The sequence below is a fragment of the Pedobacter sp. W3I1 genome (assembly GCF_030816015.1).
In the GTDB taxonomy this organism is placed as follows: Bacteria; Bacteroidota; Bacteroidia; order Sphingobacteriales; family Sphingobacteriaceae; genus Pedobacter.
Map to the genome: position 1 here is coordinate 2528249 of NZ_JAUSXN010000001.1, position 14523 is coordinate 2542771.

12 protein-coding genes are annotated in these 14523 nt (G+C 38.6%); 7 read left to right on the top strand and 5 right to left on the bottom strand.

The window, feature by feature from the left end; translation table 11 throughout:
* Positions 1–12: 12 nt before the first annotated feature.
* The 4 genes from coaD to QF042_RS10630 form a co-directional block, all read right to left on the bottom strand.
* Positions 13–474: a pantetheine-phosphate adenylyltransferase gene (gene coaD, locus QF042_RS10615; RefSeq protein ID WP_307528059.1), complete on the bottom strand. Its 462-nt coding sequence runs from the start codon at positions 472–474 to the stop codon at positions 13–15.
* A gap of 343 nt (positions 475–817) precedes the next feature.
* Positions 818–1894, bottom strand: coding sequence for an IS110 family transposase (locus tag QF042_RS10620; RefSeq protein WP_307525919.1), 1077 nt, complete (start codon positions 1892–1894; stop codon positions 818–820).
* Positions 1895–2222: 328 nt separating this feature from the next.
* The gene (rsmD, locus tag QF042_RS10625) at positions 2223–2756 is read right to left on the bottom strand and encodes a 16S rRNA (guanine(966)-N(2))-methyltransferase RsmD (protein WP_307528061.1); all 534 of its coding nucleotides are present in this window, start codon (positions 2754–2756) and stop codon (positions 2223–2225) included.
* Positions 2747–3553, bottom strand: a complete 807-nt coding sequence (locus tag QF042_RS10630; RefSeq protein ID WP_307528063.1) for a DUF3822 family protein — start codon at positions 3551–3553, stop codon at positions 2747–2749. The genes rsmD and QF042_RS10630 overlap by 10 nt, the downstream gene beginning before the upstream one ends.
* 372 nt (positions 3554–3925) lie before the next feature.
* Here QF042_RS10630 and QF042_RS10635 point away from each other — a divergent pair, with 372 nt between their 5' ends.
* The 3 genes from QF042_RS10635 to QF042_RS10645 all read left to right on the top strand — a co-directional run bounded on the left by QF042_RS10635 (position 3926) and on the right by QF042_RS10645 (position 7515).
* Entirely contained in the window at positions 3926–5065 is a 1140-nt protein-coding gene (locus tag QF042_RS10635; RefSeq protein WP_307528065.1) for a putative sensor domain DACNV-containing protein, read from the top strand.
* A gap of 221 nt (positions 5066–5286) precedes the next feature.
* A complete protein-coding gene (locus QF042_RS10640; RefSeq protein WP_307528069.1) occupies positions 5287–6720 on the top strand; it encodes an ATP-dependent RecD-like DNA helicase in 1434 nt (477 codons plus the stop codon).
* Between the two features lie 123 nt (positions 6721–6843).
* Positions 6844–7515, top strand: a complete 672-nt coding sequence (locus tag QF042_RS10645; RefSeq protein WP_307528071.1) for an MCP four helix bundle domain-containing protein — start codon at positions 6844–6846, stop codon at positions 7513–7515.
* A 352-nt stretch (positions 7516–7867) separates the two neighbouring features.
* On the opposite strand, the gene QF042_RS10650 is transcribed toward QF042_RS10645, so the two are convergent.
* Positions 7868–8713: a S1 RNA-binding domain-containing protein gene (locus QF042_RS10650; protein WP_307528072.1), complete on the bottom strand. Its 846-nt coding sequence runs from the start codon at positions 8711–8713 to the stop codon at positions 7868–7870.
* Between the two features lie 415 nt (positions 8714–9128).
* On the opposite strand from QF042_RS10650, the gene QF042_RS10655 reads away from it, so the two are divergent.
* The 4 genes from QF042_RS10655 (at position 9129) to QF042_RS10670 (ending at position 14489) form a co-directional block, all read left to right on the top strand.
* Positions 9129–9731, top strand: coding sequence for an LURP-one-related/scramblase family protein (locus tag QF042_RS10655; RefSeq protein ID WP_307528073.1), 603 nt, complete (start codon positions 9129–9131; stop codon positions 9729–9731).
* Positions 9732–10061: 330 nt separating this feature from the next.
* The gene (locus QF042_RS10660) at positions 10062–11798 is read left to right on the top strand and encodes an ABC transporter ATP-binding protein (protein ID WP_307528075.1); all 1737 of its coding nucleotides are present in this window, start codon (positions 10062–10064) and stop codon (positions 11796–11798) included.
* The gene (locus tag QF042_RS10665; protein ID WP_307528078.1) at positions 11782–13542 is read left to right on the top strand and encodes an ABC transporter ATP-binding protein; all 1761 of its coding nucleotides are present in this window, start codon (positions 11782–11784) and stop codon (positions 13540–13542) included. The genes QF042_RS10660 and QF042_RS10665 overlap by 17 nt, the downstream gene beginning before the upstream one ends.
* Before the next feature lie 56 nt (positions 13543–13598).
* Positions 13599–14489 carry an SMP-30/gluconolactonase/LRE family protein gene (locus QF042_RS10670; RefSeq protein WP_307528079.1) on the top strand — a complete coding sequence of 297 codons (891 nt, stop codon included), beginning with the start codon at positions 13599–13601 and terminating at the stop codon, positions 14487–14489.
* The last annotated feature ends 34 nt before the right edge of the window (positions 14490–14523 follow it).

A 14523-nucleotide genomic window follows, 5' to 3' on the forward strand; every position in this document is an offset into this window, starting at 1 on the left:
GGAGTCAGGTTTTTATAAAAAATTAAGGGCTTCTTGTGGTACAAATGGACTCACATCGCCATGATTTCTTAAAATATCGCGCACAATAGTGGAGCTGATAGCCGAATATTCAGGCTTGCTTAAAAGTAAAATGGTTTCTACTTCGGGCATCATAGTTTGATTGATCTGTGCGATGGCTCTTTCATACTCAAAATCAGCAGCCGAACGGATCCCGCGCACCATATAGGTGGCATCAATTTTTCTGCAAAAATCTACTGTTAAGCCTTCGTAAGTTTGGATTTCGATATTCTGATAGCCTTTAAAAACAGTCTGTAAAATTTGAAGACGCTGCTCTGCACTTAAGAAATTCTGTTTAGAACTGTTGAGTCCAATACCCACTACAATTTTATCGAAAAGTGGGGTGGCACGTTGTAATATGTTTACGTGCGCAATAGTGATCGGATCAAATGAGCCTGGAAATAGCGCTATCTTCATAATTCAAATATAGATTTTTATGCTGGAATTATTTACCACTAAGACACGAAGAACACAAAGAGGATTATTTTTTGCCACGGAGACACGGATTTACACGGAATATTTTATCATTAAGAAATTAAGGACATTAAGAAGTTCAATTGCATTATGATTGAAGCAGACCATTGACAATAAGCCTGATTGCAATGGAAAGCCCCGAACCCGATCCTTTATCGGGTGAGGACTTGTAATGAAAAGGTACTGTCTTTAAAAGCAAATAAAAGTTGATAAAAATTTAGCTTCTGAGAAGCATTAACTTAAATGCCTTCCATTTGTAAAACAGCACAATAACTTTACCTTTGTTTTAGTGAAAACTTCCATCTGGAATTTTATCATGTGTAGCTCTGGATTTTTCTGGAGCTATTATTTTTTCTAAATAATTGAATTGAGGATTGTATCTCTGCTCATTTTTCCAAAGATGGTACATCATTACCAATAGTTTCTTTTGCACGGCAACATAGCCCTTCATTTTAAATCCTGTTCGCTCAACAACTCTTTCATAAAGACTTTTAAATTGCGGCTGGTCATCCCTTACCGCACAAAATGCTGGCATAAACAGAATTCTTCTGATCCGGGAATTCCCCTTTTTTGATATTTTTGTTTTTCCTATATGTTTGCCCGATTGGTTTTCTATCACATCGTAACCTGAGTATTTTACCAAGGATGCCGAATTTTTAAACAATGTAAAGCCATTAGTTTCAGCTACGATTACGCAAAAAGATAGCAGGTTAATTCCTTTTATTGCCGTAATGTTTTCATAGTGAAGATTTAAGACCTTGTCTGTTTTAACAAGCTTTCCCATTGCCTTTTCCATTTCTGCTACTTGTTGCTCAAGCAGTTTTATCGTTTTGTTCAGCTGCTTTATAACTTCCCTGCTTTGGAACTGGGCATGGGTCAGTGCCTCAAGCTGGTTACCGATAACATTGATGGTCTCTTTTAGGTTTTGATGCTGACGGGTATAGTGTCTGAGTTCATACAATTTCTCACTTCCTGGTGTCCAAGGTTCCAGGTTCTTTTCTGCACCAATCTTAGCAAGGCCGCGGGCATCTATACTGTCATTTTTAGAGTTTGCTCCGTCTGCCTGTAAGTACTTCTTAGCTTTGTTTGGCAATAAAATACTTAACACTAAGCCTTTGGAATGCAGAAACCATGCAAGTTGTTCATGGTACACGCCAGTGGCTTCCATTACGATGCGCAGGGGCAGCTCTTCTTTCTGGTGCTGTTTGATCCATGCCAAAAACTCTTTAAAACCGCCAGGGCTGTTAGATAACTTACGGCTGGATTTTACAGTTACTTTCTGGCTACTGTCTATGACCGACAAACAGCAATGAAAATCTTTTTTTGATACATCAATTCCGATGGAATACTTTAAGTTCATCATACCTTTATTATTTAGATAGAATAATCAATAATCTCTCTTAGTTTTTGCTCATGATATAGATGATCCAAATACAGCGAAATGGTCAATAGGTACTGTTCAAACTTTAAGAAATAAAAAAGGGAGGGTTATCCTTTTACATCGACATCGATGAATTCTCGTGTCTAGCGGGACTACAAGTTTTTCTCCCTCTTTTGATTATTTTTATTATAAAGGTAAAGATATGAGCAGGACTGAAGACCGCCAAAAAGCAAGAATGCTCACTTTCAAAAAGTCAATTAACCAATTAACAATCCACCAATGAACTAATGACTAATGAACGATTGAACAACTATAACTCAAAAAAGCTGAAAGACGAATTGCCGTATTTTCTGGTTTCGGTATAGCCAGGCTGGCTGTTCAGTTTCATATTGCTTTGGTGCTCTACAATCAATAAGCCATCGGGTTTAAGCAATTGTTGTTCTTTAACCATCACAGGAATCTGCGGAATGTTAGGCATATTGTAGGGTGGATCGGCAAAGATCAGATCGTAAGCACCTGTCATCTGTTTCAATAACTTAAAAACATCGCCCTTACGTACCTCAACCTGATCGAACTGGTATTGTTTTGCGGTATTCTTAACCCAGTTTACGCAGCCATAATCCATATCAACCGCTAAAATACTTTCTGCACCACGTGAGGCAAATTCGAAAGTTAAATTTCCGGTACCGCAGAATAAATCCAGCACAGTACAGGTTTCGAAATCATATTTGTTGTTGAGGATATTGAATAGGGCTTCTTTGGCCATATCCGTAGTCGGGCGCACCGGTAAATTTGCAGGGGGCTGCAAACGGATGCCCTTTAATTTGCCACCAATTATTCGCATAAATCTAAAGCAAGCAGGCCGCTGAAATAGTGTTTAGGCATATCGGCCAATAATTCGCTATTCTGTTTTCCAGCAGGAAGGAAGAAATAAAGTTGGTTGAAATATTTTAATAAGCAGTTGTAATGCTCATCATCTTCATTTATAATGCCTTGTAAATAAACGGGAATGGTATCAGTTAAGCCCAGTTGTTCGATCATTAACAAAAGAAAATAATTAAACTCTTCAGCATTTTCTGATTGATAGTGGTTTTGAAAAACAATCTTTTTATCTTTTGTGTACAGTACATTGAAAGATACTGCTGTAAAATCGATTAATAAAGATTCGTCTGCCAAATGGTTATATAAAGCCATTAGTGGTTCAGATTGTGGAAATAAATCTGTTTTTTCAGGCAGATTTGCTTTCACATCTTCATTTAAGCAAAAAATGGTATTAAATCCGAGCACATGGTTATGTTTGGCATAAACCTTAGCGTCTGAACCTAAATATTTCGCGTAAACGGCCAGGTTTTCACCATCAAACCACTCATCAGGGATAAAAATAAAATTAGAAGTATGGATTGCCGCTTTTACCGTTGCATAGTTTAATGATAGGTAACTATCGGTTTCAAAGGCAGATTTTAGTTCTTTCTGTACATCATCGCAACCTTGTTTATCAAAAATGACATTAATCTCTTCTGTAGCCTTACTTATCACAGCATAAGAAAAGCTATCATTCGTTATTTTTAATAATAAATGGCAGTTTGCAGATGCATCAGCTTTAAAATTTGGGTCGACTAATAAGAGACTATTGTTACTCATTGAAACAAAAATAGACTTTTTTAAGGATTAACGGTAAGATGAGGTTAATTTTTTGGGTGCTTTGTTTTTTTGCCACGGAAACACGGAGTTCACGGAAACAATTCCTCGCCATTTTGCTTACTAAATGGCCAGTGAGCCGGTGAATTTTTTACCACCAGAGACACTTGAGTGAATTTATATTCTCCAAAAAATATACAATTAACTTGGTGTGCTTTGCGTCTTTGTGGTTAATCCTCCTCTTTGCGGTTGAAAGTATATAGAAAATATCTGTGTTTATCTGTGAAGATCTGTGGTAAAAATGTCTGTGTTTTTTTACCAAAATCAAACCTTTCGGGTATTCAAAAATCGAAATATTCGACTTAAATTCGGAACATGAGTTATAAGCCTACCTATAAAGCGGCAAACACCATTGCAGCAACTATTGAGCAACATTTTGTTAAACTGCATAAAAATGCAATTGCACAGGGTGAGATAGATTTGGCTACTCAACCGGATCGGAAAATAATTGAAGCGATAATTGATGTTGCTTTTTGGAGCAGTCTGCGTAAGGAGGAGGGGCATTCACCACGGATTTCGATTGCTTTTTTACCACCAGAGCAAACGTCGAAACCATTACGTTTTGCAAAAAAGCTAGCGTTAAATGCCAATACCTTAACCAAAATTGCCCCTGGAATTGAACGTTCAGGAATTCACTTAGGGGTTTGGGAAGAGGATGGTGAACTTTATATCTGGGGTACAACCCTCAATATTCCGAACTTTTGTTTTGTAGTTGATGTTTCTGAACCCGGGCTAATCGTAATTAAACACCGGAGGATTTATGGCATCGGTAAGTTTACCAATGTTGCCGTACTTAAGGGAGAGCAAATCCGCATTGTTGATGATACCAGTTGTGCAAATAAAGATTGTCCACCTATTTTGCAGGCCTTGCTAGATCTGACAGTTCTGGCCAGTTGGAACGATCCCATTAATATTTTAATTCAATTTTCGGTTTCTATGCGCGCCCATGGTCGTGGAGGGGCATTGTTAATTATACCAAAAGGAGATACCAAATGGGAAGAATCCATTATCCACCCGATACAATATTTAGTTCAACCTCCATTCTGTGGTCTATCCAATCTGGCAAAACAGAGCGGTAACCAGAGCGAAATTTTCTCTCAGGGTGCTGTTCGTCGTGAGGTAGAGCATCTAGCAGGTTTGACTGCAGTAGATGGTGCAACGATCATCAACGAAGAATTTGATCTGATTGCATTTGGTGCAAAAATTGGTCGTGCTAAAGGCAAACCCACAGTAGAACAAATTGCATTTTCGGAGCCCATTGTTGGTGGCGAAGATAAGATCCTTTATCCCGGACAGCTCGGTGGTACCAGGCACTTTTCTGTGGCACAGTTTGTTAATGATCAGCCACAGTCCATAGGTTTGGTAGCCTCTCAGGATGGCCACTTTACCATTTTCAGCTACAGCAAAAAACAAAATATGGTAATGGCACATCGCATCGAAACCTTACTTTTGTAATAGGCAAGAGCAGAAAGCGTAGGGCATAGCAATTATATTGATTTGAAAAGGTGCTGTACTGCTAGTGGGTTGCTGTAGTCCGTCTTTCCGCTAAATTCCCGATGAAGAATCGGGAAATATCGCTTCAATACGGTTTAGTTAACTCAGGCTGGTGCTTAAAACTTAAGTTTTATTTCACGCTCGCTAAAACATCAACTGATTAAAACAATTAACCATTAGAGATGATATCCGATAAAAGTCAGCTTATAGCTTCAGCATACGAACATACACCAACTAAGGAGCAATTGCTTTTTTGCGAGCGGATGTCGGTGTTTTTGCAACAGGATGATGAGCATCGTTGTTTTGTACTTAAAGGTTACGCTGGTACGGGTAAAACTACCTCTGTAGCGGCTTTGGTGAAGGTGCTGAAACAATTTAACTTGCGCAGTGAGCTGCTGGCACCAACCGGAAGAGCTGCGAAAGTAATGAGTCAATATTCTTTTCGGAAGGCCTTAACTATACATAAACGAATTTACCGCAAGCGTTCAGCAGCATCGCCAGAAATGCAATTTCAATTGGCACCTAACCTCTCCGAAAATACGTTGTTTATTATTGATGAGGCCTCGATGATTGCCGATGAATTTAACGAAACAGGCTCATCCATATTAAGAGATCTGCTGGAGTTTGTGTATAATACCAAAAACTGCTTTTTGCTTTTTGTAGGTGATACGGCACAGCTACCTCCTGTAGGGAGTTTAGATAGCCCGGCGCTGAATGAACAATACCTAAAAGATAAATTTGCCTTAACCGTTTCTTCTGTTGAGTTAAGAGAAGTGGTTAGGCAAGGAAAGAAATCAGGTATTTTGGCCAATGCCACGATGTTGAGAAATCAGATTGCTAAAAATCCTGAAAATCCGATGCCTAAATTCCTGACTAAAAGCTACACCGATATTTACAACATGGCTGGTGCACGATTGGTAGAAGGATTAGAATACGCCTATCGTAAATTCGGCATGGAAAATACCCTGGTGGTTTGCCGTTCCAATAAATCGGCCAATGTGTATAACCAGCAGATTAGAGCAAGGTTGCTTTACCGGGAAGAAGAACTAACGGGAGGCGATCAGATAATGGTGGTACGGAACAATTATTTCTGGCTGCCTGAGAACGAGGATACTGCTTTTATTGCCAATGGCGATATGGCAAAGGTGATCCGCGTAAGGGGAGAAGAAGAACGTTATGGATTCCGTTTTGCCGATGCCACTTTAGAGTTTATGGATTTTCCGGCCGCGGGGCAGATCAGCTGTAAAGTCATGTTAGATACCCTCAATTTAGAAAGTGCCAACCTGCCCTATGAGCAGAACAAAAAGCTTTTTGACGGACTTAATGAAGATTACGAACACATCGCCAATAAAAGGCAACGGATGCTGGCCATAAAGGCCGATCCTTTTTATAACGCCCTGCAGATTAAGTTTGCTTATGCCGTTACCTGTCATAAGGCACAAGGCGGGCAATGGGATGCTGTTTTTGCTGATCAGGGTTATCTTACCGAAGAAATGATCGATTTAGATTTTCTCCGCTGGTTATACACTGCTGTAACGCGAGCAAAAAAAGAGTTATATTTAGTCAATTTTGCCCCACAGCTTTTCGCGAAGACGGCACAGGAGGATTACTTTTAGTAGCTATCGTCATGCTGAATTTATTTCAGCATCTATTTTACGAAGAGACCCTGAAATGAATTCAGGGTGACGATCAACGTAAGATAAATGCACTAAGATGTTTATATACTAACCAATTATAATATGAAATTTGCTTTTAGTCTTAAAAACAAGCTAAAAATAGCTTTCCTGCTTTTCTGCATTATGTGCTGCACATTATTGATCCGTTTTTTGGAAGATAAAAGTGTAGAGAAGATTAACGAATCTTTTATTTCGATGTACAATGACAGGCTTGTACCGGCGACAGATTTATATTTTATTGCAGAAAATCTGTATTATAAAAATGAGATCCTTCAGGAAGCTTTGTTAGGTAATGGTGTTGTTCATTCCTCAACTGGTATAATGAAAATGAATAAACACAACCGTAAAATCGATTCGGTTATTAATAAATACGAGCTTACATTATTGGTAAAGCAGGAGAAAAGTTTTTTAAATGATCTAAAAAAGGCATTAACTGTTCAGCAAGGATTAGAAGCTAAAATTTTGAACATGGCTGGCACAGAAGGTAGGGCAATTTATGAATCGATGGGTAGAAATGCAGCAAACCAGACTTTATCTAAACTCTCAGCACTTATTAAAATACAATCTAAAGTAGGGAACGAGCTGATTAAAGGGTCAGAAATTTTTGTTTCGGGAACCAAGGTTTACTCTACCTTGCAGGTTATTTTGGCTATCGTAATCGGAATTATGATTGTGGCCATTGTTTCGGCCTCGAATGCGGTTAAAATTCAGAGTGAGAAGTTTAATTTGAATTAGGTTTTGCTGTATTGGCCACTAAGGCATAGAACGAGGAGATCCTTGACTACATTTATTAATGACAGATACTAAAAATCGGCGTCATCTCGACCGCAGTGGAGAGATCTTTTTACTATGTTTAAAAGATCTCTCCACTGCGGTCGAGATGACGATTTATCTTAACCCTGTCATCAACTCCTTTGTTTTTGGCTAAAAACTGATCTCTACCCTTTACAGAATCCATAGTGTGGTCGTCTTTCCCGCGCAGGCGGGAATCATAATGCAAGCGCTTTAAGATTATCTGCGATGAGCACTTCGTGGTTCCCAATCAAGTTGGGAATGACGACCAATCTTAAGATTTTTATGAAATAAATTATTCTGCTTCGTCGTCTGTAATCAATCTAATTGAATCATCAGAAAGTACAATCAAACGCTCTTTATACAATGAACCAATGGTTTTTTTGAAAGCACTTTTACTGATCTGGAAACGATGATAAATCTCTTCAGGAGTGCTTTTATCCCCCAGTTCAATCACACCGCCACTCTTTTTCAGCTCTCTTAACATCATCTCTTTCGAATCGAGAATATGGCCATAACCACTTGGCTGTAGGGTTAAATCAATCTTGCCTTCCACACGGATTTTCTTGATCCAGCCTTTGCGCATTTCGCCCGGTTGGATATTATCGAAAACCTCATTATTGTAAAGCAAACCGATATAAGTATTGTTGATAATGGCATTGAAACCAAGATCGGTTTCTTCAGTAATCAATAAGCTTACTTCGTCGCCTTCTTCAAAATCGAAGCCATCTTCTTCAACAAAATCATATAGTTTGGAAGAAGCCAACAGGCGGTCGTTACTTTCGTCTAAATACAAGTAAACCACATATTTATAGCCTTTCTGCATAGGCCTTTTTTGTTCACGGTCTGGCACGTATACATCTTTATCAATACCAAGGTCCATAAAAACGCCATCATCACCATCAGAAACCACTTTCAAAAAAGCAAAATCGCCCACTTCGGCATAAGCTTTTTGCGTAGTTCCGGTTAAGCGACCATCTTTTTGTACAAAAACAAAAACGGTAATGTTATCGCCAATTTCTACGCCATTCGGGACGTATTGGTAAGGCAGCACCACCAGTTTATCGCCATCGGTTAAGTTTAATCCAGCTTCTGTTTTGCTTAAAATCCTTAACTCGTTGTATTTTCCTATTTCAATCATGTATTTTGGGTTTAACCATTTTCTTCAATGGCTTTTGCTGCAAAGGTAGCAATGTTTAGTCGCAAATTGGTTTTAAATCTATTGGAGTAATTTACCACGACTTGTCCCGATTTTCGGGAGATAAAAAGGATGCACACAGATATTAATATCCGTGTGTATTTGTGGTGAAAGAAACTAACCTAATATTTGTCCTTCGCCAGGTTACCATTGACCGACTCGGCTAGAGCAGTCGTCCTCTCGACCGAAGCAACGCGGAGAGGAGAGATCTATTACAATTAGATTTCTCGACTACGTTGCACTCCGCTCGAAATGACGTAAACTGGGAGCTATTCAATGACAATCTCTCTCCACTACTTGAACCAGCATTGAAAAAAAATATATATTTTCGCAACTTATCTAAAATTAAATCTACAATATGAACAAGCAGATTCCTCCATTTTTTTTAAGCGATGAATATTTTATTGATGAGAAAGTAAACTTTTTAAAGTTTGCAAACGAGTACAAAGTCTACAACGATCAGGGCGCTCAGATCGGGATTATTAAACAGCGTATTTCTGGCTGGCAAAAAGCTTTAACCTTATTGGTTGATAAGCGAATGATGCCTTTTAAATTAGAAATTACCGATACCAACGACCAGTTACAGGCTACCATTACAAGAGGCTGGACCTTCTGGATGTCGAAAATTATCGTTACCGATCCGTTTGGTGTTGAAGTGGGCATTATTAAACAAAAATTTAAATTCTTTAAACCAACCTTTACCATTTCGAGCCCGACATCAGGAGAGGAAATTGCAAAAATCTCCGGCGATTGGAAAGCCTGGAACTTTAGCATCACCAATAATGCAGGTGCTGAAATGGGCAAAATAAACAAAAAATGGGCTGGTGCTTTGAAAGAAGTTTTTACCACTGCTGATAAATACAATGTTTCTATCGATCCCAGTTATGCCGAAAGCAATCAAAAGGTTGCGATTGTAGCCACTGCGATTACCATTGATATGGTTTTGAAGGAGAGTAAATAAGTGCTTTGACAAGCTATCAATGACAGGATCCAAAAATCGGTCGTCATTTCGACTGAAGCGCAGCGAAACGGAGAAATCTATTTGTTAGATTTCTCGACTACGTTGCACTCCGCTCGAAATGACGATACTGTGAGGCGATTTATTTCCTTAGAAACATGTTATTCATGTTGATTTTTATAAAATAAATTACCCCTCAGGATGACAAATCTATAATTATGATACAGCCTCTTTTTATTTTATAGCTTTCTTCTTCTTCTATAATTTTCTTACAAACGATATCAAATAATTCGGTTAAATTTGGAACCTACAATTTAAGGTATCTTCATTGATATGAAAAAAACCAAAGAAGCTAAAAAGCCAGGTATTTTCAGTTTACTTGGAAACTACAGGGGCTTAATTTTTATGCTGATCCTGTTTGCATTGCTCAGTAACGGCATCAACTTACTTTTACCGAAGATTATTGCAAGCGGTATCGACTCTTACACTAACAAAACATTCGATCTAAAAAGTATCCTGTTTCAGTTTTCGCTGGCCATTGTATTGGTTTTTATCTTTACTTATTTACAGAGTATTGTGCAAACCTATGCTTCGGAACGTGTGGCAAGAGATTTAAGAACCAGGTTATCTGATCAGATTTCGCGACAAAGCCATGCCTACATTATTCAGGCTAATCCTTCGAAACTGCTTACCAACCTTACTGCCGATGCCGATTCGATCAAAATGTTTGTTTCGCAGGCTATCGTTTCCATCTGTTCATCTATCTTTTTAATTGTTGGGGCAAGTATTCTGCTCCTGATGATCAATTGGAAACTGGCACTTTGTGTAATTGCGATAGTGCCGATTATTGGGGGCGCATTTTTCTATGTGTTAAGCAAGGTAAAAGTGCTTTTCAAAAAAAGCAGGGAAGTGATCGACTGGCTGAACAAGGTAATCAGCGAAAGTATATTAGGTTCAGCTCTAATCCGGGTAATTAATTCTCAAGCTTTAGAATACAATAAATTTTTAGATGCAAATGCCAAAGCGAGAGATTTAGGGATATCTATTCTTCGAATGTTTGCAGCCTTGATTCCGGTTATTGTTTTCACCGCCAATTTATCTGGTTTGTGCATTTTGGTGCTGGGTGGTCATTTTGTAATTACCAATTCGATGACCTTGGGAGAGTTTACCGCTTTTAGCAGTTACCTCACACTCATTATATTTCCCATTTTGGTAATCGGTTTTATGAGCAATGTAATTGCACAGGCTACAGCATCTTACCAAAGGATAGAAAGTGTGCTGAATGCTGCTGAGATCAAACATCCGGGTACGCTAACTACACAATTGAGGGGCGATGTAGAAGCGAAAGATATTAATTTGAGTTTTGGTCAAAAGCCAGTTTTAAAATCGGTTTCATTTTCTGCCAAAGCAGGTTCTAAAACAGCCATTATTGGTCCTACAGCTGCGGGTAAAACACAATTGCTTTATATTTTAACCGGTTTGATTGATGCTGATTCGGGGGCGGTATTGTTTGATGGCGAGGAGATTAAACAATACAACCAAGAGAATTTTCACCAACAGGTAGGTTTTGTATTTCAGGACAGCATCATGTTCAACATGAGCATTAGGGAAAATATTGCCTTTAGCGATACCGTTACAGACGAATCTCTGGCCAAGGCCATTGCTACTGCCGAACTTAAAGATTTTGTAGATGCTTTGCCCGATCAATTAAATACTATTATTTCAGAGCGTGGCAACAGCCTTTCTGGTGGACAAAAACAACGGATTATGCTGGCCAGGGCTTTAGCGGTAAATCCGAAGATCTTATTACTCGATGATTTTACCGCCCGTGTTGATACCAATACCGAGAAAAGGATTCTGGAAAATATCCAGCAGAATTATCCAGGTTTAACTTTACTTTCCATTACCCAAAAAATAGCTTCTGTTGAACATTACGAAAAAGTGATCTTGCTGATGCAGGGCGAAATCATTGCAGAAGGAACCCATCAGGAATTGCTGAAAAGCAGCCCTGAATATGTTCAGATTTACAATTCACAACAGAGCACGAGTAATTATGAACTACAATCTTAACCAGCTTAACACCAGGCAGGAAAAGCAATCTACTTTTAAGGCTTTAAAAAGCTTGCTAAAACTCATTTCTGCTGAGCGAAAAAACCTTTGGCTGGCACTAATTGCCATTTTGGTAAACTCGGGATTATTACTTTTGGGACCATTATTAGTGGGGCACACGGTTGATACCTATATCCGCACCAAACAATTTCATGGTGTGCTTATTTTTGGTGGCATACTGTTGGTGATGTACATGATAGCCATGGTTACCGGTTACACCCAAACCCGGTTGATGGGCGGAGTGGGGCAAAGAATGTTATACACTTTACGCAATGCCATTTTTAATAAACTGCAGGAGTTACCGGTTTCATTTTTTAATCAGAATAAAGCTGGCGATCTGATTTCAAGGGTAAATAACGATACCGACAAGCTGAATCAGTTTTTCTCACAATCGTTAATGCAGTTTATCGGCAGTATTGTAACCATGATCGGGGCAGGTATTTTTCTGCTTTCGATTAATTTAGAACTGGGTGCTGCAACACTTTCGCCTGCAGTGCTTATCGTTCTTTTTACCGTGGCCTTATCGCCTTGGGTAAAAGGTAAAAATGCTAAAAATTTAAAAAGTGTTGGCGGAATGAGCGCTGAAATACAGGAAAGCCTGAACAACTTTAAAGTGATTATTGCCTTTAACCGTAGGGATTATTTTAGGAAACGTTTTAATGAAGCCAATGCCGAAAACTATAAAACAGCCATAGGTGCGGGTTTGGCCAATAATATTTTTGTGCCAATTTATGGTTTGTTATCGAGCATAGCACAGCTGATTACCTTATTATTCGGTATTTACCTGATTTCTACCGGCAACTTTACATTGGGTTTATTGGTAAGCTATATTGCTTATACCACCAATTTTTATAATCCGCTAAGGCAATTGGCTGCCCTTTGGACCAGTTTTCAGGTGGCTATGGCCAGTTGGGACAGGATATCGCAGATCTTATCGTTGGAGAGTGACCTAAAACAGATTAAAGTTGACGAAAATATCACTTCTGATGCTTTGCTTGAATTTAAAAATGTGAATTTCTCTTATGATGACAGTAAAGAAATTCTCCATAATATTAATCTGAAGTTCGAAAAAGGTAAAACTTATGCTTTGATTGGTCCAACCGGAGGGGGAAAAACCACTACTGCTTCTTTAATCTCCCGTTTGTACGATGCGACTAAAGGAACGGTGCTCTTAAACGGTAAAGATATCCGTTCATTTTCTGCGGAAGAAAGAACACAAAAGATCGGTTTCATTTTGCAAGAGCCATTTTTATTTACTGGAACTGTAAAAGAGAATATTTTGTATGGCAACAGTCAATATAAAGACGTAATGGATGAGCAGTTAGAAAAAATAATTGAAGAAGCCAACCTAAATGCACTTTTAGCCATATTTGATGAGGGATTAAATACACAGATTACTTCCGGATCAGACAGTATAAGTTTGGGGCAGAAACAGCTGATTGCCTTTATGCGTGCGGTTTTACGGAATCCTGAACTGTTGATCCTTGATGAGGCTACGGCAAACATCGATACCATAACGGAGCAGCTTTTGGGAAGCATATTAAACAAACTTTCGAAAGAAACTACCCTTGTTATTATTGCCCACCGTTTAAATACCATCGAAAACGCTGATGAAATTTATTTTGTAAACGAAGGTGAAGTGCAAAAGGCCGGAACGCTGAACGATGCATTAAATATGTTACTAAAAGGGAAGCGGGTAAGTTAATATATTTACAGACCTCGCAGGTTTTTAAAACCTGCGAGGTCTAATCAATAATACAAATGAAAAAATATTTCTTCTTTTTGGCGTTTTCTGCCCTAAGCATTACTTCTTTTGCGCAAAGTGCAGGTCAAAATCTTTTTGTTCAGGACAGTTTAAAGGTGATTTCTGCACAGTTTAAGTTCACAGAAGGTGCATCTGTTGACAAAAAGGGCAACGTTTTTTTTACGGATCAACCCAACGATAAGATCTGGAAATATGATATTGATGGCAAACTGAGTCTGTACATGGATAAATCGGGTAGGGCCAATGGAACTTATTTTGATAAGAAAGGAAACTTAATTGTGTGTGCCGATGAGCATAATCAAATCTGGTCTATCGATAAAAACAAAAAAATAAAAGTGCTTTTCAGTGATTATGAAGGCAAAAAGGTTAACGGGCCAAATGATATCTGGTTGGATGCTAAAGGTGGTATTTATTTTACTGACCCCTACTATCAGCGCGATTACTGGACGAGAAAATCGCCTGAGATTCAAGGTCAAAAGGTATATTATCTGCCAAAAGGCAAAAAAGAAGCCATTATTGTGGCCGATGATGTGATAAAACCTAATGGTATTGTGGGTACGCCAGATGGTAAATTTTTATATGTCGCCGATATGGGCGCGAATAAAACATACCGTTATTCGATTGGTACTAATGCCAGGTTAACAGACAGGCAACTTATCCTTAACCAGCATTCTGACGGGATGACTTTGGATAACAAAGGAAATATTTATGTAACCGGAAAAGGAGTGAACATTTACAAACCTACAGGCGAAAAAATTGGTCATATTGATGTACCTGAAGAGTGGTGTGGTAACATTTGTTTTGGTGGAAAAGATAAAAATTTGCTTTTTATTACGGCTTCAAAATCGCTGTATGTTATTCCTACTAATGCGAAGGGAGTGGAGTAATGCTTTGTTATGGTCGTTTAAAGGCATGTAAAGC

Coding starts and splice junctions, on each gene's coding strand:
- coaD (WP_307528059.1), bottom strand. CDS start 474: ATGAAGATAGCGCTATTTCCAGGCTCATTTGATCCGATCACTATTGCG.
- QF042_RS10620 (WP_307525919.1), bottom strand. CDS start 1,894: ATGATGAACTTAAAGTATTCCATCGGAATTGATGTATCAAAAAAAGAT.
- rsmD (WP_307528061.1), bottom strand. CDS start 2,756: ATGCGAATAATTGGTGGCAAATTAAAGGGCATCCGTTTGCAGCCCCCT.
- QF042_RS10630 (WP_307528063.1), bottom strand. CDS start 3,553: ATGAGTAACAATAGTCTCTTATTAGTCGACCCAAATTTTAAAGCTGAT.
- QF042_RS10635 (WP_307528065.1), top strand. CDS start 3,926: ATGAGTTATAAGCCTACCTATAAAGCGGCAAACACCATTGCAGCAACT.
- QF042_RS10640 (WP_307528069.1), top strand. CDS start 5,287: ATGATATCCGATAAAAGTCAGCTTATAGCTTCAGCATACGAACATACA.
- QF042_RS10645 (WP_307528071.1), top strand. CDS start 6,844: ATGAAATTTGCTTTTAGTCTTAAAAACAAGCTAAAAATAGCTTTCCTG.
- QF042_RS10650 (WP_307528072.1), bottom strand. CDS start 8,713: ATGATTGAAATAGGAAAATACAACGAGTTAAGGATTTTAAGCAAAACA.
- QF042_RS10655 (WP_307528073.1), top strand. CDS start 9,129: ATGAACAAGCAGATTCCTCCATTTTTTTTAAGCGATGAATATTTTATT.
- QF042_RS10660 (WP_307528075.1), top strand. CDS start 10,062: ATGAAAAAAACCAAAGAAGCTAAAAAGCCAGGTATTTTCAGTTTACTT.
- QF042_RS10665 (WP_307528078.1), top strand. CDS start 11,782: ATGAACTACAATCTTAACCAGCTTAACACCAGGCAGGAAAAGCAATCT.
- QF042_RS10670 (WP_307528079.1), top strand. CDS start 13,599: ATGAAAAAATATTTCTTCTTTTTGGCGTTTTCTGCCCTAAGCATTACT.